The following is a 17,884-nucleotide window of genomic DNA, read 5'->3' as shown; positions in this document are numbered from 1 at the left end:
CGATTGTCAGCGATTGCGAGAGATCCCTCTCAGGACATAACCGACCGTGGTGTGTATTGCCATCTCATCTTCGTCGAGCCGGTTGGTCAGCAAATGTTTCCAAGCATAGGAGGCGACGAGATCGGCGACCAGTACCGCATCGATGTCGGCCGCAACCTCGCCTCTCGCCTTGGCGCGCTCGATGATCCGCGCGGTATGGGACCGACGTCCATCGGCATAGCCGTTCAGGGCCACGGCCGCAGCTTCATCGGACTGCGCTTCGGCCACCAAGGACCGAAATACGCTGCCCGAGGATGTGTCGCGCCAGTGCGAGAAGAGGTTTTGAAGGAAACCGACGAGATCGTCTTCAACATTGCCGGTATCGGGGACGGCGACGCGCTTTTGCCGCTTGTAGACCTCGAGCAGCAGGGCCGCCTTGCTCGGCCACCAGCGATAGATCGTGGGTTTGCCGGCACGTGCACGCCGCGCGACTGCTTCGATGGAGAAGCCGGCATAGCCGGCCTCGACCAGTACCGCCTCCGCGGCCTCGAGAATGGCCTCGGCGCTGTCGGGATTGCGCCGCGCCCCGATCGATCTGCGCGCCGGATCCTCGCCCATGTCTGTCCTCGCCAACACTTTCGCCGGCAATATAGGTGAGCCGGCAGTCAAACGAAACGGCCCGTTTCAAGCGATATTGTGGAAGTCGGGAATCGCGGTGCAGCAGATACGCTTTGGGGGCAGGGCGGCGCATGCCTGAAGCTCGCCCGCGGCGGCGATCAGTTCATCGCTTGCGAGGTTTCCGAGGCAATCCGCCATTGGCCGTCGCTCTTCACCAGCCCAAGGGTGACTCGTGCCTTGCCGGTCATACGCGCCACCGATTTGTCCTTCGGCTGATAGTCATAGCTCATCGCGAACACGGCTTCGGCGCGGTTCTCGCCCTGCGGCGTCACGTCGAGGCTGCCGGGCTCGAGACTGAACGACCAGGATGCAAATTGCGCGAACCAGTCGGCCTTGAGCTTGACGACGGCGTCGCTGTCGTAGCGCGTGCCGAAGATGGTGGCGGAAGGGGCATAGAGCCGCTTGACGGTCTCGCGGATCGCCGGCGCATCGGGCGCCAGATAGTCATCGCGCAGGAATTTCTCGATGGCGGTCTTGTCGTCGCCGACGGAGCGTTCGAGTGCCGCGACCTTTGTCTCGGGCGCCGGAGCGGCGGCGGGCTTCGGCTGCGCGACCGTTTCACCGCCAGGCACGAACTCAAACCGCTCGAGCAGCGAACCCTGTTCCCAGGGGCGCTGTCCCTCGCGGGTTTCGGAAACCACGTCGCGGCGCACCGCGATCATCATGTCGTTGATGCTCTGGCCGGGTTCGGCCATGTGCCGCAGCAATGCGGCGGCAAACGGCGAATTGCGCCCCGTTCCGTCCATGGCGACAGCACCCGGCGCCGTCGAAAAGGCGATGAAGGAGCCGCGCGTCGAATCGAACTGCGCCAGGCCGGCAAGCGCCGTCGCCGAGCGGGTGGTGGCAGTGCGGCTCAGACTGCGGGCAAAGGGATTGTTGCGGCAGGCATCGAGGAACACCAGGCTGACCTTGGTCTGCTGTTCCATGATGTCGAGGACTTCGTCGATCGGCACGGCTTCGAGCTGCAGCTTGACCGGCATGTCGAGCCGGGCGTCGACCGGCACGATATAGTTGCGCCCTTCGACCTGCAGGCCATGGCCGGCATAATAGAACAGCCCGACGCCCGCACCTTGCAGCGCATCGGAAAATTCGCCGATCTTGCGCTCGAGCTCACGCTTGCCGAGATCGTTGCCCTCGATGACGTCGAAGTCGATCGAGCGCAGCTTGCCGGCAATGTCGAGCGCATCGTTGACCGGATTGGTGAGTGTGCCGGCCTCGGCATAGGTGCCATTGCCGATGACCAGCGCCACGCGCCGTTCCTGCTGCGCATCGGCGCTCAGGAGCAAAAGCCCCATAAACGCCACCGCCAAGATCACCAGCCTGCCCATGGCACTGATCATAACGCCAGAGGCTGCGCCGACGCCAACGGATTTGAAATGCAAGCTTAATCCCGGATTGGTACCGGCGCCGGAAGCGACGAAAACGCCCTTGCGCCGGGCCGTGGTATCGGGCAAACCGACCTTCCCCAGCGTTTTTCCGTCGCCCGAGGTCTCCAATGTCCGCAACGATTTCGCCGCTCGCGCCGAAGAAATATCCCAAAATGCCTGCCATTGAGGGCGTACGCATCGCCACCGCCGAGGCCGGGATCAAATACAAGAACCGCACCGACCTCTTGGCCATGGTTTTCGATGCCGGCACCGCTGTCGCCGGCGTGTTCACGAAATCGAAATGCCCCTCGGCACCGGTCGATTTCTGCCGGCAGAACCTTGGCGCCGGCAAGGCGCGGGTGCTGGTCGTCAATTCCGGCAACGCCAACGCCTTCACCGGCAAGAAGGGCCGCGCCTCGACGCAACTGACCGGCGAGGCGGCGGCCAAGGCTGCAGGCTGTACGCCAGGCGAAGTGTTCCTCGCTTCCACCGGCGTCATCGGCGAGCCGCTCGACACCAGCAAATTCAGCCATTTGCTCGCCGGACTGGTCAAGGACGGCAAGCCGGACCTTTGGACCGAAGCGGCCAAGGCCATCATGACCACTGACACATATCCGAAAGTGGCGACCGCGACGGTCAAGCTCGGCGACGCCGACGTCATCATCAACGGCATTTCCAAGGGCGCCGGCATGATCGCGCCCGACATGGCGACGATGCTGTCCTTCATCGCCACCGACGCGCCGATCGCCGCCCCGGTGCTGCAGGATTTATTGTCGCGCGGTACGGCCAAGACCTTCAATGCGGTCACCGTCGACAGCGACACCTCGACCAGCGACACGCTGCTGTTGTTCGCCACCGGCGCCGCGGCCAAGCGGGGCGCGCCCGCTATCAGCGATCCCAAGGATGCGCGTCTCGGCGCCTTCCGCCGCGCGCTCGGCAAGGTGCTGAAATCGCTGGCGCTGCAAGTGGTGCGCGACGGCGAGGGCGCCCGCAAGCAGGTCGAAGTCACCGTTACTGGCGCGAAATCGGCGCGCTCGGCCAAGCGCATCGCGCTGTCGATCGCCAATTCGCCACTGGTCAAGACGGCGGTTGCCGGCGAGGACGCCAATTGGGGCCGCGTCGTCATGGCCGTCGGCAAGGCCGGCGAACCGGCCGACCGCGACCTTCTGTCGATCTGGTTCGGCGACAACCGTCTGGCGCATGAAGGCGAACGCGATCCAGGCTACTCCGAGGAAGCGACCTCGGCCTATATGAAGCGCGACGACATCCGCATCCGCGCCGATATCGGTATCGGCCGCGGCAAGGCGACGGTGTGGACCTGCGACCTCACCAAGGAATATGTCGCCATCAATGGCGATTACCGGAGCTGATGGAATTGGCTTCCAGGCATCCGGCAAGCATGCTCGCCATCGTGCGCCGCTACGAGGCGGCCGGCTTTCGCGCCTGGCCGGCGGCGGCCGTCCATTATGACGGCACCTGGGTGGTGCGGCTGACGGCTGGTCATCCGGCCAAGCGGCTGAACTCGGTCAACCCGCTCGATCCCGGCGACACCCAGCACATTGCCGAGCGCATCGGCCGCGCCAGCCGGCGCTTCGATGCCTATGGCAGGCCGCTGACCTTCCGTATCTCGCCGCTGTCGGGGCCGGACCTGGCCAGGCATCTCGACAATGAGGGCTGGAGCACATTCGACGAATCGCTGGTGATGCGGCTGACGCTGGCGGACGCCCAGCTGGCGCCGGCCATGGACCAGATTCCGCTGAAGGATATCAGCCGCTTTCTTGGTGCGTCGCTCAAGGTCAGCGGCTCGGATCCATCGCTGCGGCCGGGGCTTTCGGAAATCATCGGCGCGATTCAACCCGAGGTCGGGCTGTTTGCGCTTGAGGAAGGGGCCGACCCGCTGGCGGTGCTGATCTGCGTCCATGACGGCGATCTCGCCGGCCTGTTCGAGATCGCCACCGACAAATCGGCTCGCAACAGGGGCCATGGCCGCAATCTCATCCTGTCGGCGCTGAAATGGGCCAGGCTGCGCGGGGCGCGGGAAGCCTGGCTGCAGGTCGAGGCCGGCAATGCGCCGGCGCTGGCACTCTATCGCTCGCTCGGCTTCGAGGAAGTCTATCGCTACCACTATCGCCGGCCGCCCGGCGCATGAGCGAGGTTGCTAAAGGTAAACGCCTGCTCCTGGTCGCCGCCTGCGCGCTGGTCGATGCCGATGGCCGCGTGCTTCTGGCGCAGCGGCCAGAAGGCAAGCAGCTTGCCGGCCTGTGGGAGTTTCCGGGCGGCAAGGTCGAGCCCGGCGAGACGCCGGAACAATGCCTGATCCGCGAACTGCAGGAAGAGATCGGCATCGAGACCGACATACCGTGCCTGGCGCCGCTGACCTTCGCCAGCCATTCCTACGATGATTTCCATCTCTTGATGCCGCTCTTCGTCTGCCGTCGCTTTCGCGGCATCGCGCAGCCGAAAGAGGGGCAGGTGCTGAAATGGGTGCGGCCGAAGCAAATGCGGGACTATCCGATGCCGCCTGCCGACGCACCGCTGATCCAGTTCCTCATCGACCTGTTGTGAGCAGAAGCCATTTCGCCGGCCTGATTTAGGCAGCGTTAATGGAAGATTTATCTCGTCGTGAAAAATTGCGGCAAAGCGGATTCGCCGGGAGCGATTGCATGAGCGTCGACAGGGAATGGGACTCGATCCGGCCGGATCGCAGCTTTCGCGCCGCCAATGCCGGTATGAGCATATTGCGCATCACGCTGCTGTTCGGCTCGGCTGCGGTGGCGCTGGCCCTGATTGCGGTCCCCGTCCTCGACAAACAGGCGCGATCGTCCAGCCGCGATGCCCTTACAAGTGGCCTGGACACGATGAACACCGGCTCGGTCGGCGCGCGCGCCACCTATACGCTGCGCAGAAGCGTGCTGCAGCCCTCACCCAGTTCGGTCTGCATCATCCGCGCCGACGGCCAGCGCAGCGGCGACTGCTGACGAAGAAGGTCAACAAAAGCTTATTGATTTCCTTAACGCAGGCTCCGTTTCATCGCCCGTTAAGCTTGTGCCGTTAACCTTTCTTAACAGGTCGGCGGTATGGTCGTGACAAGAGGGATCAACGATCATGAAGACATTGCTGCAACGATTTTTGGAAGACGAAACAGGCGCTACGGCCATTGAATATGGCCTGATTGTCGCCGTGCTGTCGCTTGCCATCGTCGGCGGCATCGGCAAGGTCAGCAATGCGATCCAGTTTCTGTTCAGCGACACCAATAGCAAGCTAGCCAACGCCTTCGCCGAGCACTGATCCGGAGCGGCGTCACCGCCCGCCGGGATCTTCCAGTATGGTCTTCAGCGAGACCTTCGCGGAGCCCGGTTTCAAAGGCTTTTGCTGCGAGGCATCGGGTGCCCAGCCCGACATCCAGACAACAGAGAAACTTGCCCTGATCCGACCATCGATGTCCGAAAAGCGTTCGGCATAGATTTCGGCTGCACGGGCAAACAGCGTTCGCGCACCCGGCCGCCGGCTGCGATCGGTCAGCGCACTGGTTTCGCCCATCGCCCTGAGATCGCCGGTGAGGTCGAACAGCGTGTCGTAGCGCACGGTCACCGTTTCGACGTCGGCCACCGGCAGCGCAAGGCCAGCGCGCTGCAGCAGTGCGCCGGCGTCGCGAACATCGGTGAAGGGGATGACACGCGGGCTAGCGCCGCCATAAAGCTCGGTCTCGGCGGCGAGCAGGCTTTCGCGAAGTTCGGAAAGTGTGCCGGCGCCGGCGAAGGCGCCAAGGAAAAGCCCGTCGGGCCGCAAAGCACGGCGGATCTGCACCAGCATGCCGGGAATGTCGTTCATCGCCTGCAAAGACAGAAGCGAGACGGCGAGGTCGAGGCTTTCGGGCTGGAACGGCACGGTCTCCAGCGGTGCCACCAGCCCTGGCCGGCCGTCCAGAAACGCTGCGTCCGCTTCGACGCGCACAATTTCTGCTGCCTTGCCGCTTGCAGCAACCACATCCGCCGCGGCCGGCGTCTGGCAAAACAGCACGGCGGCCTTGCCGAACCGGCGTTCGACCGCGCCGAGCCGGTCAGCGAGATCTTCCGCTGCCCGCCGCATCAGAAAATCGGCGCCGGCCACAGGATGGCCCAATGCCCGGCGCTTGTGTGCCAGCCAGAGCTCTGTATCGATGATGGGCTGCAAGGCAAACAATCCCTGTCTGTCCGCCTTGTGATATCGTGGCGCGGACGACAAACCACGTGGCCGATCCGGTGATGGAGATCAAGAGCCTCGCTCAAACGATGTTGGACTGGCCAGCGCGGGTGCTGTTCCCGCCGGTCTGCGCCGGCTGCCGCAGGCATGTCTCTCAGCCTGGCGTTTTATGTGGCGCCTGCTGGCCGAAACTCAGGCTCCTGGAGCGGCCATGGTGCGCGGTGATGGGTACGCCCTTCACCCACGACATGGGCGAGGGCTTTCTGTCGGCCGAGGCGATCGCCGATCCGCCGCCTTTCGAGCGGGCGCGGGCGGCCGTGGCCTATTCGGGGGTCGCCCGCCAGATGGTGCAAGGGCTGAAATACCAGGACCGTACGGATCTTGCGCCATGGATGGCGCGCTGGATGCTGCGCGCCGGCGCCGAACTGATCGCGGACGCCGATGTCGTCGTGCCGGTGCCGCTGCACTGGCGGCGCTTTTTCAGGCGGCAGTTCAACCAGTCGGCGGAACTGGCAAGGGCTGTTTCGCAGCTCAGCGGGGTGTCTTTCTCGCCCTCGGCGATCCGGCGGGTCAAGCTCACGCGCCAGCAGGTCGGGCTGGAGCGGCAGGAGCGCGAGGACAATGTGCGCGCCGCCTTCCGTGTGCCCACGGAAGCAGAAATCGAGATCGCCGGCCGCCGCGTGCTTCTGGTCGACGATGTCTACACAACGGGCGCCACCGTGCGCTCGGTCGCCAAGGCATTGAAAAAGGGCGGCGCCGGAGCGGTCGACGTGCTGACCTTCGCGCGTGTCCTGCCGGGGGACTTTCGGGCAGACGAGTCCGCGACTATATAAGATCAAGCAAAGACAGGATTGCAGACTGATGCTCGATGTGACGATCTATACCCGCATGATGTGCGGCTATTGCGCGGCGGCCAAGCGGCTGCTTGACCGCAAGGGCGTTGCCTACACCGAGCATGACGCATCCTTCTCGCCGGAATTGCGCCAGGAAATGATTTCGCGGGCGCACGGGCGAACCACTTTTCCGCAGATTTTCATTGGCGACACGCATGTCGGCGGCTCCGACGAACTCCACGAACTGGAGGCGCGGGGGCAGTTGGACAGGCTGCTTGCCAACGGCTCGACGACACAGAGGGCATGACGATGGGTGTTTTCAAGGCGGCGGCGATCCAGATGCGTTCGGGCGAAAGCCCCGAGCGCAATGCGGTCGATCTGGAGCGGCTGGCGCGTGAGGCGGCAAACCTGGGTGCTACCTACATCCAGACCCCGGAAATGACCGGCGCGCTGATCCGCGACAAGGAAGCCAGGTCTGCCTCCTTCACTTCGGAAGACAAGGACATCATCGTGGCGACGGCGCGCAAGCTCGCCAGCGAACTCGGCGTCTTCCTGCATATCGGCTCGACCGCCATCCTGCGTGCCGACGGCAAGCTCGCCAACCGCGCGCTGCTGTTTGGACCGGACGGCGCCACGCTTGCCACCTACGACAAGATCCACATGTTCGATGTCGACCTCGACAATGGCGAGAGCTGGCGCGAATCCGCTGCCTATGAGCCGGGCACCGAGGCCGTCGTCACCGAGATGGACGGCGCGAGGCTCGGCTTTGCCGTCTGCTACGATCTGCGCTTTCCGCAGTTGTTCCGCGCCGAGGCGCTGGCCGGCGCCGATCTTTTGTCTGTTCCCGCCGCCTTCACCCGCCAGACCGGCGAGGCCCACTGGCACGTGCTGCTGCGGGCCCGCGCCATCGAGAACGGCGCTTATGTCGTTGCCGCGGCCCAGGGCGGATTGCATGAGGACGGCCGTGAGACGTTCGGCCATTCGCTGATCGTCGATCCGTGGGGCCGCATCATTGCCGAGGCGGCGCATGCCGAGCCTGGCGTGATCGTCGCCGAGATCGACACCGCGCAGTCGTTTGCCGCGCGCAAAAAAATCCCCAACCTCAAGAACGCGCGCGACTTTGCCGTCAATGCCGGCACGGCCGAGGCGCCCCGGCTCAGGGGCGCGGCTTCGTGATCCGCTTTGCCCTGATCTGCGAGCATGAGCACGAGTTCGAAGGCTGGTTTCGCAGCAATGACGATTTCGACACGCAGAAGAAGCGTGGCTTGGTCGATTGCCCGAACTGCGGTTCGCACAAGGTTCAAAAGGCTCTGATGGCGCCGGCCGTATCCACCGCACGCAAGCAGGAAACAATCGCACTGGCCATGGGCGAAGCCCAGAAGCAGGCGTTGGCGCAGTTGAAGGCGATGGCCGAGAAGGTGCGCGAGAATGCCGATTATGTCGGCGACAAATTCGCCGAGGAGGCGCGCAAGATCCATTTCGGGGAAACCGATGCGCGCGGCATCTATGGCGAAGCGACGCTGGACGAAGCCAAGAGCCTGGCCGAGGACGGCGTCGAGTTCATGCCGATCCCGAGCTTTCCGGACGAGCGGAACTGATGTCCACGACGATGTCGCGCCGGCTCAGGAAAGCTGAACGGCGACTTTTTTCAAGTGTATTCCAGGACATTTTCAATTGGCTCGCCATCAAAGCGAGCGCCTTTGGCGGGCGCAATCCGAAACGGCCTAGGTGTCGCCTTTGACGTCAACGAGGCTTCCAATCAATTTGACAAGCAACAGAGCCAGCGTTTCTCGCTCGGTTTGCGTCAGGCCTGCCAGGATTTCGTGTTCGTTGGCGACGTGAGCGGTGAGGGCCTCATCGATCAAGGCGAGACCCTGTTCGGTCAATTGCACGACAATGCCGCGCCGGTCGTTGGGGTGGGGGCCGCGCAGGATCAATCCTGCCTTTTCCAGCCGGTCGAGCCGGTTGGTCATGGCCCCCGATGTCACCATCGTCGCCTCGTAGAGCGCGGTCGGCGTCAGCGCATAGGGCTGGCCGGACCGGCGCAACGTCGCCAGCACGTCGAATTCGCCGGCTTGCAGACCGAAGCGGGCAAACAGCGGCGCGAGGCGTTCGCGGGCAATCAGCGACGAGGCTTCGTTCAATCGGCCGAGCACCAGCATCGGCGTAACATCCAGGTCCGGCCGCTCCCGCGCCCACTGCTTGACCGCCTTTGCCGCGCGATCCATTTGTCTTACCATTAAATATCTTGATGTTAAGAATCTTTGCGCTATGCTACCTCAAGATACAGGAACGGCGGAGTGCCGCAAGTGCCAATTTCGCAAGTGAGTGGACGGGACCATCCGATAAAATTTCTCTGGGAATCGGCACCCGCCTTGCTGGTGGTCACCGGCGGCCTGCTCGGCCTGACGCTGCCGTTCGGCAAGCTGGCGACGGTGGCCGGCGTTCCTGCCATGGTCTGGGCCTTCGTCATCTCGTTCGGCGCCGGTGGCGTGCTGTTGTGCGCGCTGCTCGCCAGCGGACAGCGCATGCGGCTCACTCCGCACAGGCTGCGTTATTTCTTCATCACCGCTGCGGTTTCCTATGCTGCGCCAAACCTGTTGATGTTTTCGGCCATCCCGCATCTTGGCGCCGGCTACACCGGCATCATGTTCACGCTGTCGCCGGTCATCACGCTGATGTTTTCGATCCTGCTCGGCGTCAGGCGGCCCAACATGCTCGGCGTCGCAGGCATCGCCGTCGGCTTCATCGGCGCAGTCATGGTGGCGGTGACGCGCGGCGAGGCCGGCCAGCCGGCCGACTTCTTCTGGGTGCTGGTCGGGCTCATGATCCCGGTCAGCCTTGCCGCCGGCAACATCTATCGCACCGTCGACTGGCCCGGAGGTACCGGTCCGATCGAGCTTGCCGTCGGCAGCCATCTGGCCTCGGCAACGCTGCTGTTGGTCGGGGTTCTCGCCCTGTTCGGCGTCGGCGCATTCGCCCCGCTCGGCGCTGTGCCGCTGGTCGTTGTGGCGCAGGCTGCGTCAGCTTCGGCGATGTTTGCCTTCTTCTTCCGGCTGCAGGCGGTGGGCGGCCCGGTCTATCTCAGCCAGATCGGCTATGTCGCGGCGGCCGTCGGCCTTTTCGCCGGCACGATCTTCCTCGGCGAGCACTACCAACTGCTGACCTGGGCCGGAGCAGTCATCATCACCATCGGCGTGATCATCACCACCAAGGCGCAGAACCAGAAGGTGTGAGGGGCCAGAAGGCGTAAGGGGTCAGACCGACCCCTTCTCGGCCAGCACCATGTAGTTGACGTCCATGTCCTTGGAGCGCTGCCAGCGGTCGGCGAGCGGGTGGTAGATGACGCCGGTGCGGTCGATGACGGTCATGGCGGCGTTGCCCAGCGCCTTTTCCAGCTCTTCGGGCCGCACCAGCTTGCCGAACTGGTGGGTGCCGCGCGGCAGCCAGCGCAGCACGTATTCGGCGCCGATGATGGCCAGACCGAGAGCCTTCAGCGTTCGGTTGATGGTGGCCACGAACATGATGCCGCCAGGCTTCACCATCTCGCCGCACTTGCCGATGAACAGGTCGATGTCGGCGACATGCTCGACCACTTCCATGTTGAGGATGACGTCGAATTTCTCGCCGGAATCGGCAAGGTCTTCCGCGGTCGTTGCGCGGTAATCCACCGTCACCCCGCCTTCGGCCGCGTGCAGCTTCGCCACCTCGATGTTGGTTGCCGATGCGTCGGCGCCGACCACTTCGGCGCCAAGCCTGGCCATCGGCTCGCACAACAGCCCGCCGCCGCAGCCTATGTCGAGGAAGCGCAGGCCTTCGAACGGCCGCGCCGCCCGCGGGTCACGACCGAAACGCGCCGCCACCTGGTCGCGGATGTAGGCAAGCCGAACCGGGTTGAACTTGTGCAGCGGGCGGAATTTGCCGTTCGGGTTCCACCATTCGGCGGCAAGGGCCGAGAAGCGTTCGACTTCTCCGGCATCGATCGTCGATCGACGGGGCTCTGGCATGGGGCGGGTCTCCTAGAGCTCTTTTATTCGGGCGCAATTTCGGACGGAAAACCGGTTCCCACTTTTCCTGGAATTGCTTGGGAGCGATAGGAAGTCGGGTGTGAGGCCGGGAATGTCAAGGCAACAATTTTCCGTGCTGACACGGCGGCACGCTCTGTCAGGGGCATGTCAGCTGCCGAACGCTGCGATGAAACACGGTTGGCATGCCACGCGAAAGAGGAGCATCGTTTTTGAATTCGAATTCGACGGAGTGGATTCCATGACATTAACGCCAGCGTCGATTCTCTGGCGTCGGCTGGATGTGGAGGGCCACGATTCCTGCCTGCTTTCACAGATCAAGGACGGCTACTGCCTTAGCGGGCAGGCCATTTTCGTCCAGGACGACAAGCCATGCTGCCTTGCCTATGAGGTGGTCTGCGATGCTGGCTGGCAGACAAAGTCGGCGCGGGTCGATGGCTTTCTTGGCCTGCGCGCGCTGCGCTATGCGATCGAGCGCGCGGCCGACGGCCGATGGACCTTGAATGGTGAAATCCAGCGAGACGTCGCCGGCCTTGTCGATGTCGATCTTGGTTTCACGCCGGCCTCGAACCTGCTGGCGATTCGCCGCTTTGATCTCGACGTCGGGCAGGCGACGCCGGCTCCGGCGGCCTATCTGACCTTTCCCGAACTCAGGCTGACGCGCCTCGAACAGCGCTATAGGCGTCTTGATAAGGTTCGCTATGCCTATGCGGCCCCCCTTTTCGGCTACGACGATACCCTCGAGGTTTCGCCGACTGGGTTCGTGCTCGACTATCCTGGCCTGTGGACAAGAGTCGCCTGAGCTTGGCGGCCATCGTGCACAATGAAGGGCGTCAGGTCGAGACCACGACCTCGGCATGCCCCATGTCGACGCTGGCGGGATCGATGGCTTGCATCGCCTCGCAGTCGCCGATCTCGGCCATGATCCGGCCAGCGGCGGCGAGCGCCTGCTCGCGGCTGCTCCAGCGCACCACGTCGACCCACCCGCCATCATCCCGCCTGGCCAGGCAGCGGCTTAGGAAGCCAGGTTGCCGAGCCAGCCAGTCGCTGACCAGGCTGTTGCTGGCGGCAAAGCCCGCTTCGGTCCCGGGTTTGAGCCGAAAATTGACGATTTCCAGGGTCTCGGTCATTTCGTGTCCAGCACGTCGCGCAGTTTCGTTGCCAGTTGCTCGATGGTGAAGGGCTTGGCCAGGAAATGCACGTCGTGGTCGAGCACGCCATTGTGGACCACGGCGTTCTTGGTGAAGCCGGTGGTGAAGATCACCTTCAGCTGCGGCATGCGCGCCAGCGCTTCCTCCGCGAGCTTGCGGCCGTTCATCACCGGCATCACGATGTCGGTGAACATAAGTGCCACGCCCGGATTGTCCGCCAGTTTCTGCAAGGCTTCATGGCCGCTGCCGGCATGGATGACGGTATAGCCGAGTTCGCGCAAGGCGTCCGTGGTTGAAGCGCGCACGCGGGCGTCGTCCTCGACAACGAGGATCGTCTCGGTGACTTCAGCGGGATTGTCACCTCGGCCAGCGGGGAGAACAGCCTCTTCCGCACCGAAGAAACGCGGCAGATAGAGCTTGATGGTCGTGCCTTCGCCCGGTTCGGAATAGATCTTGACGTGGCCGCCCGACTGTTTGACGAAGCCGAACACTTGGCTCAGCCCCAAGCCGGTCCCCTTGTTGACCGGCTTGGTGGTGAAGAACGGCTCGAAGGCCCTCTCCATGACGTCCGCCGGCATGCCGGCGCCGGTGTCGCTGACCGCGATCATCACATACTGGCCGGCTTTGACCTCGGCATGGGTGGCGGCGTAACCGTCGTCGAGATGGCTGTTGGCGGTCTCTATGGTCAGCTTGCCATTGTCGTCCATGGCATCGCGGGCGTTGACCGCCAGATTGAGGATGGCGTTCTCGAGCTGGCTCGGATCGGCATGGGTTTTCCACAGGCCGCCGGCAAGCACGGTTTCAATGCGGATGGTTTCGCCGAGCGCCCGCCGCAATAGGTCCGACATCCCGGTAACCAGACGATTGGTGTCGACCACTTGCGGCGCCAGCGGCTGCTGGCGCGAGAAGGCGAGCAGCCTGGCAGTCAGATTGGCGGCCCGGGTCGCCGCGTCGACCGCCGCCTCGATGAATTTCGCGATGTCGTGCTCGCCGCGCGCGAGTTTGCGCTGGGCGAGGTTCATGGCACTGATGATCACCGCCAGCATGTTGTTGAAATCGTGGGCGATGCCGCCGGTCAGCTGGCCGACCGCTTCCATCTTCTGCATCTGGCGGATCTGCGATTCGGCCGTTTCGCGCGTCCGGATCTCGTTGCCGAGCTCGATGTTCTTGCGCATCAGCTCTTCCTGGGCGACAGCGACCTCGCGAAAACGGCGGCGCGACAGGCGGATCGTGTAGGCGCCAAGCAGGAAAATCGCCAGAAGAGCTGCGAACGAGCCGATACGCAGCCAGCTTTCGACCCGATCGGTATGCTCGTCGCGGGCAGCGATTGCCGCTCCGCTGATGCGCCGGATCGTGTCCATACTGGCCCTGATCTGATCCATGGCGGCCTTGCCCTGGCCGCTGCGAACCAGTTCCAGCGCTTTTGCCGCGTTGCCGCTATCGTAGAGCGCAATCGTCTCAGCCAATTCAGCCTGCTTTTGTGAAAGCGCCTCCTTGATGCGATTGATCTGCTGGATGAGTTGGTCGTCCGGAGCGGTCATGCCGTCGATGCGGGCCAGTTGGCCCGGAATGGCCTCGATCGCCTGCCGATAGGGCTGGAGATAGGATTTCTCCCCGGTCAGGAGATAGCCGCGTTGGCTGGTCTCGGCCTCCTGCGCCAGCGAAAGCAGGCCGGACAGCGATTCCTGGTATTCGATTGCCTCGCGCGCCGCCTCGCGATTGGCCCTCTGGCCCTCGACCAGCACCGCGCGCGTACCGACGATCAACGCCAGCACGCCGAAGCCGATGAAAAGCGGCAGCGATTGCCATCGCATGGCACGTCGAAGACGAGCAATCATTTGATATGCTGGACCAAAAGGAGTTTCCCGCGGGCAGCATTTGGTAAGCGGCGGCGGGGCGGAACGCAATATGCCGTCGTCCTGAAGCCGGCAATCCGTGGCCAGCCTTGCGAAACGGTGATCATTTGGCTAAGGAGGCCGCGCATTCAGCGGTCGGCTTCTGTCGGGCGCCCTCTTCCCCTTTCGGCCCGGGCCGGCTTCAGTCAAAGGCATTTCGCTTCCATGGCGCGCATCGTGATGAAATTCGGCGGAACCTCCGTCGCCGACATCGCCCGCATCCGCAATGTGGCGCGTCACGTCAAACGCGAGGTCGATGCCGGCCATGAGGTGGCTGTCGTGGTTTCCGCTATGGCCGGCAAGACCAATGAACTGGTCGGCTGGACCCGCGAAGCCTCGCCGATGCACGATGCGCGCGAATATGACGCCGTCGTCGCCTCGGGCGAACAGGTCACCGCCGGCCTGCTGGCGATCACGCTGCAGAATATGGGCGTGCACGCCCGCTCCTGGCAGGGCTGGCAGATCCCGATCAAGACCGACAACGCACATGGCGCGGCGCGCATCCTAGACATTGACGGTGCGTTTTTGATCAAGCGTTTCGGCGAGGGTCAGGTGGCAGTCGTCGCCGGTTTCCAGGGGATCGGTCCGGACAACCGCATCGCCACGCTCGGCCGTGGCGGCTCCGATACGAGTGCGGTGGCCATTGCCGCCGCGGTCAAGGCCGATCGCTGCGACATCTACACCGATGTCGACGGCGTCTACACCACCGATCCGCGTATCGAACCCAAGGCGCGGCGGCTTAACAAGATTTCGTTCGAGGAAATGCTCGAAATGGCCTCGCTCGGCGCCAAGGTGCTGCAGGTGCGGTCGGTCGAGCTTGCCATGGTGCACAGGGTGCGTACCTTCGTGCGGTCGTCCTTCGACGATCCCGATGCGCCCGGAATGGGGGATTTGCTCAATCCTCCGGGAACGCTTATTTGCGACGAGGAAGAGATCGTGGAACAGCAGGTCGTCACCGGAATTGCCTACGCCAAGGACGAAGCGCAGATTTCGCTGCGCCGGGTCGGCGACCGCCCGGGCGTTGCCGCCGGCATTTTCGGCCCGCTGGCCGAGGCCAACATCAATGTCGACATGATCGTCCAGAACATCTCCGAGGACGGCAAGTTCACCGACATGACCTTTACCGTGCCATCCGGCGACGTCGACAAGGCGCTGGCCGTGCTCGAGCGCCTCAAGGCTTCGATCGGCTATGACGTCGTGCAGTCCGAAGCCGGCATGTCGAAGGTCTCGGTCATCGGCATCGGCATGCGCAGCCATGCGGGTGTCGCCGCCACCGCCTTCAAGGCGCTGGCCGACAAGGCCATCAATATCCGGGCCATCACCACCTCCGAGATCAAGATTTCGATACTGATCGACGGTCCCTACACCGAACTGGCGGTTCGCACTTTGCATTCCGTCTACGGTCTGGATAAGCAGTAGCGAGAACGATTTGAGTTGTTGCGTGTGCGCCGGTCGCGGTGGAAACTGCGGCGGGCAAAATGCCCATTGGAGAAGAAGCCGCGATGCGTGATACGGCCAGTGGCCCGCGCGTTCTGCTGAAACGGCTCCGCGAGCTCATGCAGGAGCCGCTGGAGCCGCAGGAGCGGCTTGACCGGATCGTGCGCGACATCGCCTCCAACATGGTCGCCGAAGTCTGCTCGCTCTATGTGCTGCGCGCCGATTCGGTGCTCGAACTCTACGCCACCGAAGGTCTGAACCCGAACGCCGTCCATTTGGCGCAATTGCGGCTGGGACAAGGCCTGGTCGGCACGATTGCCGCCAGTGCGCGACCGCTCAACCTCTCCAATGCGCAGGAACACCCGGCCTTCGCCTACCTGCCGGAGACGGGCGAAGAGATCTACAATTCCTTCCTCGGCGTGCCGGTGCTCAGGGCAGGGCGCACGCTGGGCGTGCTCGTGGTGCAGAACAAGACCATGCGCCACTACCGCGACGACGAGGTCGAGGCGTTGGAAACCACCGCCATGGTGATCGCCGAGATGATCGCCACCGGCGATCTTGCCCGGCTGACGCGGCCCGGCCTCGAACTCGACCTGCGCCGTCCCGTCAGCTTCACCGGCCTGTCGTTCAACGAAGGCGTCGGGCTTGGCCATGTCGTGCTGCACGAGCCGCGCATCGTCGTCACCAATCTGTTCAACGAGGACAGCGAGGAGGAGGTCCGCCGGCTGCAGTCCTCGCTCGGCTCGCTCAGGCTGTCCATCGACGACATGCTGGAGCGGCGCGAGGTCGCCTTCGAGGGCGAGCACCGTGAGGTGCTCGAGGCCTACCGCATGTTCGCCAATGACAGCGGTTGGGTGCGCCGGCTGGAAGAGGCGATCCGCAACGGCCTGACGGCGGAAGCTGCTGTCGAGAAGGTGCAGAGCGACATGCGCGCCCGCATGCTGCACATGACAGATCCCTATCTGCGCGAGCGGATGAGCGATTTCGACGATCTCGCCAACCGGCTGCTGCGCCAGCTGATGGGGCGCGGGCCGGACGATGTCGCGGCTTCGCTGCCGAAGGACGCCATCCTGGTCGCGCGTTCGATGGGCGCGGCAGAGCTGCTCGACTATCCCAGGGACAAGTTGCGCGGCGTGGTGCTGGAGGACGGTGCCGCCACCAGCCACGTCGTCATCGTCGCGCGCGCCATGGGCATCCCGGTCGCCGGCCAGATGAAGGGCGCCGTTTCCATGGCGGAAAACGGCGATGCCATCATCGTCGACGGCGAGGAAGGCACCATCCATCTGCGGCCGCAGCCGGACCTAGAAGCCGCCTATGCCGAAAAGGTCCGCTTCCGGGCGCGCCGGCAGGAGGTCTACCGCGAACTGCGCAAGAAGCCGTCTGTGACCAAGGATGGCGTCCAAGTCGATCTGTTGATGAATGCAGGTCTCGCCGTCGACCTGCCGCAGCTGGCCGAAGCGGGTGCGGCCGGCATCGGCCTGTTCCGCACCGAATTGCAGTTCATGGTCGCCTCGACCTTCCCCCGCGCCGAAGCGCAGGAGAAACTCTACCGCGACGTGCTCGACGCGGCGCGCGGCAAACCAGTCACCTTCCGCACCATCGACATTGGCGGCGACAAGGTGCTGCCCTACTTCAAGGGCGCCATCCAGGAAGAAAACCCGGCGCTGGGCTGGCGGGCGATCCGCCTGACGCTCGACCGGCCGGGCCTGCTCAGGACCCAGATCCGCGCTCTGCTGAAAGCCTGCGGCGGGCGCGAACTGAAGCTGATGCTGCCGATGGTGACGGAACTCGGCGAAATCGCCCAGGCGCGCGAAATCATCGACCGCGAGGTCAGGCATCTCTCGCGCTTTGCCCATCATCTGCCGACCAGTCTCAAGCTCGGCGCCATGCTGGAAGTGCCGTCGCTGCTGTTTCAGCTCGACGAATTGATGAAGGCAGTCGATTTCGTCTCGGTCGGCTCCAACGATCTGTTCCAGTTCGTCATGGCGGTCGATCGCGGCAACACGCAGCTGTCCAACCGCTTCGACACGCTGTCGGCGCCGTTCCTCAGGGTGCTGAAGCAGATTGCCGACGCCGGCGAACGCAACCACACGCCGGTGACGCTGTGCGGCGAACTGGCGGGAAAACCCATCTCGGCCATGGCGCTGATCGGCCTTGGCTACCGCTCGATCTCGATGTCGCCGGCCTCGATCGGCCCGGTCAAGGCGATGCTGACCGAACTGCCGCTGGAGGAATTGCAGGCCTTCTTTGCCGACAATCTGATGGCGCCGGCGCATGGGCTGCCGATGCGGGCGCTGCTGCAGGCCTTTGCCGACGACCGCTCCATCCCGCTATAGC

At 64.0% G+C, this 17,884-nt stretch carries 21 protein-coding genes; 14 read left to right on the top strand and 7 right to left on the bottom strand.

Features of this window, described 5'->3' with window-relative positions; genetic code table 11:
• Positions 1 to 6: 6 nt before the first annotated feature.
• Together AC1D1N_RS25335 and AC1D1N_RS25330 are read right to left on the bottom strand one after the other, a co-directional pair.
• Positions 7 to 597: a TetR/AcrR family transcriptional regulator gene (locus AC1D1N_RS25335; RefSeq protein ID WP_436261500.1), complete on the bottom strand. Its 591-nt coding sequence runs from the start codon at positions 595 to 597 to the stop codon at positions 7 to 9.
• 158 nt (positions 598 to 755) lie between these two features.
• The gene (locus tag AC1D1N_RS25330; RefSeq protein ID WP_477351915.1) at positions 756 to 1,907 is read right to left on the bottom strand and encodes a caspase family protein; all 1,152 of its coding nucleotides are present in this window, start codon (positions 1,905 to 1,907) and stop codon (positions 756 to 758) included.
• On the opposite strand from AC1D1N_RS25330, the gene AC1D1N_RS25325 reads away from it, so the two are divergent.
• The 6 genes from AC1D1N_RS25325 to AC1D1N_RS25300 all read left to right on the top strand — a co-directional run bounded on the left by AC1D1N_RS25325 (position 1,894) and on the right by AC1D1N_RS25300 (position 5,312).
• Positions 1,894 to 2,211, top strand: coding sequence for a hypothetical protein (locus tag AC1D1N_RS25325; RefSeq protein ID WP_477351929.1), 318 nt, complete (start codon positions 1,894 to 1,896; stop codon positions 2,209 to 2,211). The two genes, AC1D1N_RS25330 and AC1D1N_RS25325, sit on opposite strands and share 14 nt — an antisense overlap.
• Complete coding sequence (gene argJ, locus AC1D1N_RS25320; RefSeq protein WP_112562280.1) at positions 2,153 to 3,394, top strand: bifunctional glutamate N-acetyltransferase/amino-acid acetyltransferase ArgJ; 1,242 nt, start codon at positions 2,153 to 2,155, stop codon at positions 3,392 to 3,394. The genes AC1D1N_RS25325 and argJ overlap by 59 nt, the downstream gene beginning before the upstream one ends.
• Before the next feature lie 29 nt (positions 3,395 to 3,423).
• On the top strand, positions 3,424 to 4,173 hold the full coding sequence (locus AC1D1N_RS25315) for a GNAT family N-acetyltransferase (protein ID WP_477351913.1): 750 nt from the start codon (positions 3,424 to 3,426) through the stop codon (positions 4,171 to 4,173).
• A complete protein-coding gene (gene mutT, locus AC1D1N_RS25310; protein WP_477351713.1) occupies positions 4,170 to 4,589 on the top strand; it encodes an 8-oxo-dGTP diphosphatase MutT in 420 nt (139 codons plus the stop codon). The genes AC1D1N_RS25315 and mutT overlap by 4 nt, the downstream gene beginning before the upstream one ends.
• Positions 4,590 to 4,687: 98 nt before the next feature.
• Positions 4,688 to 5,002, top strand: a complete 315-nt coding sequence (locus AC1D1N_RS25305) for a hypothetical protein (RefSeq protein WP_477351711.1) — start codon at positions 4,688 to 4,690, stop codon at positions 5,000 to 5,002.
• A 127-nt stretch (positions 5,003 to 5,129) separates the two neighbouring features.
• Positions 5,130 to 5,312 carry a Flp family type IVb pilin gene (locus AC1D1N_RS25300; RefSeq protein WP_112562283.1) on the top strand — a complete coding sequence of 61 codons (183 nt, stop codon included), beginning with the start codon at positions 5,130 to 5,132 and terminating at the stop codon, positions 5,310 to 5,312.
• A 12-nt stretch (positions 5,313 to 5,324) separates the two neighbouring features.
• Here the strand turns inward: AC1D1N_RS25300 and AC1D1N_RS25295 are convergent, their stop codons facing one another.
• Positions 5,325 to 6,197, bottom strand: a complete 873-nt coding sequence (locus AC1D1N_RS25295) for a class I SAM-dependent methyltransferase (protein ID WP_477351709.1) — start codon at positions 6,195 to 6,197, stop codon at positions 5,325 to 5,327.
• A gap of 56 nt (positions 6,198 to 6,253) precedes the next feature.
• Between AC1D1N_RS25295 and AC1D1N_RS25290 the strand changes: the two genes are divergently transcribed.
• The 4 genes from AC1D1N_RS25290 to AC1D1N_RS25275 are packed head-to-tail and all read left to right on the top strand — an operon-like array spanning position 6,254 to position 8,637.
• Positions 6,254 to 7,039: a ComF family protein gene (locus AC1D1N_RS25290; RefSeq protein ID WP_203279196.1), complete on the top strand. Its 786-nt coding sequence runs from the start codon at positions 6,254 to 6,256 to the stop codon at positions 7,037 to 7,039.
• 28 nt (positions 7,040 to 7,067) lie between these two features.
• Positions 7,068 to 7,346 carry a glutaredoxin 3 gene (gene grxC / locus AC1D1N_RS25285; protein WP_436261496.1) on the top strand — a complete coding sequence of 93 codons (279 nt, stop codon included), beginning with the start codon at positions 7,068 to 7,070 and terminating at the stop codon, positions 7,344 to 7,346.
• A 2-nt stretch (positions 7,347 to 7,348) separates the two neighbouring features.
• Complete coding sequence (locus AC1D1N_RS25280) at positions 7,349 to 8,215, top strand: carbon-nitrogen hydrolase family protein (RefSeq protein ID WP_477351911.1); 867 nt, start codon at positions 7,349 to 7,351, stop codon at positions 8,213 to 8,215.
• Positions 8,212 to 8,637, top strand: a complete 426-nt coding sequence (locus tag AC1D1N_RS25275) for a DUF1178 family protein (protein ID WP_477351707.1) — start codon at positions 8,212 to 8,214, stop codon at positions 8,635 to 8,637. The genes AC1D1N_RS25280 and AC1D1N_RS25275 overlap by 4 nt, the downstream gene beginning before the upstream one ends.
• A 126-nt stretch (positions 8,638 to 8,763) precedes the next feature.
• Here AC1D1N_RS25275 and AC1D1N_RS25270 read toward each other — a convergent pair whose 3' ends face one another.
• Positions 8,764 to 9,267 (bottom strand): MarR family winged helix-turn-helix transcriptional regulator, encoded by a 504-nt coding sequence (locus AC1D1N_RS25270; protein WP_477351705.1) that lies wholly within the window; start codon positions 9,265 to 9,267, stop codon positions 8,764 to 8,766.
• A gap of 117 nt (positions 9,268 to 9,384) precedes the next feature.
• Here AC1D1N_RS25270 and AC1D1N_RS25265 point away from each other — a divergent pair, with 117 nt between their 5' ends.
• Positions 9,385 to 10,275, top strand: a complete 891-nt coding sequence (locus AC1D1N_RS25265; protein WP_477351910.1) for a DMT family transporter — start codon at positions 9,385 to 9,387, stop codon at positions 10,273 to 10,275.
• Positions 10,276 to 10,296: 21 nt separating this feature from the next.
• On the opposite strand, the gene ubiG is transcribed toward AC1D1N_RS25265, so the two are convergent.
• Positions 10,297 to 11,046, bottom strand: coding sequence for a bifunctional 2-polyprenyl-6-hydroxyphenol methylase/3-demethylubiquinol 3-O-methyltransferase UbiG (gene ubiG, locus AC1D1N_RS25260; protein ID WP_142866386.1), 750 nt, complete (start codon positions 11,044 to 11,046; stop codon positions 10,297 to 10,299).
• Between the two features lie 133 nt (positions 11,047 to 11,179).
• Between ubiG and AC1D1N_RS25255 the strand changes: the two genes are divergently transcribed.
• Entirely contained in the window at positions 11,180 to 11,866 is a 687-nt protein-coding gene (locus AC1D1N_RS25255) for a putative glycolipid-binding domain-containing protein (RefSeq protein ID WP_477351703.1), read from the top strand.
• Positions 11,867 to 11,897: 31 nt separating this feature from the next.
• Here the strand turns inward: AC1D1N_RS25255 and AC1D1N_RS25250 are convergent, their stop codons facing one another.
• Both AC1D1N_RS25250 and AC1D1N_RS25245 read right to left on the bottom strand, forming a co-directional pair.
• Complete coding sequence (locus AC1D1N_RS25250; protein ID WP_112562290.1) at positions 11,898 to 12,194, bottom strand: antibiotic biosynthesis monooxygenase family protein; 297 nt, start codon at positions 12,192 to 12,194, stop codon at positions 11,898 to 11,900.
• Positions 12,191 to 14,029 (bottom strand): CHASE3 domain-containing protein, encoded by a 1,839-nt coding sequence (locus AC1D1N_RS25245; protein ID WP_477351908.1) that lies wholly within the window; start codon positions 14,027 to 14,029, stop codon positions 12,191 to 12,193. Before AC1D1N_RS25245 ends, AC1D1N_RS25250 begins: the two co-directional genes overlap by 4 nt.
• Positions 14,030 to 14,275: 246 nt before the next feature.
• On the opposite strand from AC1D1N_RS25245, the gene AC1D1N_RS25240 reads away from it, so the two are divergent.
• Both AC1D1N_RS25240 and ptsP read left to right on the top strand, forming a co-directional pair.
• Entirely contained in the window at positions 14,276 to 15,529 is a 1,254-nt protein-coding gene (locus tag AC1D1N_RS25240; protein WP_023685777.1) for an aspartate kinase, read from the top strand.
• Positions 15,530 to 15,612: 83 nt separating this feature from the next.
• The gene (gene ptsP / locus AC1D1N_RS25235; protein WP_112562292.1) at positions 15,613 to 17,883 is read left to right on the top strand and encodes a phosphoenolpyruvate--protein phosphotransferase; all 2,271 of its coding nucleotides are present in this window, start codon (positions 15,613 to 15,615) and stop codon (positions 17,881 to 17,883) included.
• Position 17,884: the final 1 nt, after the last annotated feature.

The organism is Mesorhizobium sp. P2_B5 (genome assembly GCF_056404775.1).
Note: the sequence above shows the minus strand (reverse complement) of the source record. Positions and strands in the feature narration are given on the sequence as shown.

Excerpts from the sequence above, each read along its gene's own strand:
- AC1D1N_RS25335 (WP_436261500.1), bottom strand. The coding sequence starts at position 597 with ATGGGCGAGGATCCGGCGCGCAGATCGATCGGGGCGCGGCGCAATCCC.
- AC1D1N_RS25325 (WP_477351929.1), top strand. The coding sequence starts at position 1,894 with ATGACCAGCGCCACGCGCCGTTCCTGCTGCGCATCGGCGCTCAGGAGC.
- argJ (WP_112562280.1), top strand. The coding sequence starts at position 2,153 with ATGTCCGCAACGATTTCGCCGCTCGCGCCGAAGAAATATCCCAAAATG.
- AC1D1N_RS25315 (WP_477351913.1), top strand. The coding sequence starts at position 3,424 with ATGCTCGCCATCGTGCGCCGCTACGAGGCGGCCGGCTTTCGCGCCTGG.
- mutT (WP_477351713.1), top strand. The coding sequence starts at position 4,170 with ATGAGCGAGGTTGCTAAAGGTAAACGCCTGCTCCTGGTCGCCGCCTGC.
- AC1D1N_RS25305 (WP_477351711.1), top strand. The coding sequence starts at position 4,688 with ATGAGCGTCGACAGGGAATGGGACTCGATCCGGCCGGATCGCAGCTTT.
- AC1D1N_RS25300 (WP_112562283.1), top strand. The coding sequence starts at position 5,130 with ATGAAGACATTGCTGCAACGATTTTTGGAAGACGAAACAGGCGCTACG.
- grxC (WP_436261496.1), top strand. The coding sequence starts at position 7,068 with ATGCTCGATGTGACGATCTATACCCGCATGATGTGCGGCTATTGCGCG.
- AC1D1N_RS25280 (WP_477351911.1), top strand. The coding sequence starts at position 7,349 with ATGGGTGTTTTCAAGGCGGCGGCGATCCAGATGCGTTCGGGCGAAAGC.
- AC1D1N_RS25270 (WP_477351705.1), bottom strand. The coding sequence starts at position 9,267 with ATGGATCGCGCGGCAAAGGCGGTCAAGCAGTGGGCGCGGGAGCGGCCG.
- ubiG (WP_142866386.1), bottom strand. The coding sequence starts at position 11,046 with ATGCCAGAGCCCCGTCGATCGACGATCGATGCCGGAGAAGTCGAACGC.
- AC1D1N_RS25250 (WP_112562290.1), bottom strand. The coding sequence starts at position 12,194 with ATGACCGAGACCCTGGAAATCGTCAATTTTCGGCTCAAACCCGGGACC.
- AC1D1N_RS25245 (WP_477351908.1), bottom strand. The coding sequence starts at position 14,029 with ATGCGATGGCAATCGCTGCCGCTTTTCATCGGCTTCGGCGTGCTGGCG.
- AC1D1N_RS25240 (WP_023685777.1), top strand. The coding sequence starts at position 14,276 with ATGGCGCGCATCGTGATGAAATTCGGCGGAACCTCCGTCGCCGACATC.
- ptsP (WP_112562292.1), top strand. The coding sequence starts at position 15,613 with ATGCGTGATACGGCCAGTGGCCCGCGCGTTCTGCTGAAACGGCTCCGC.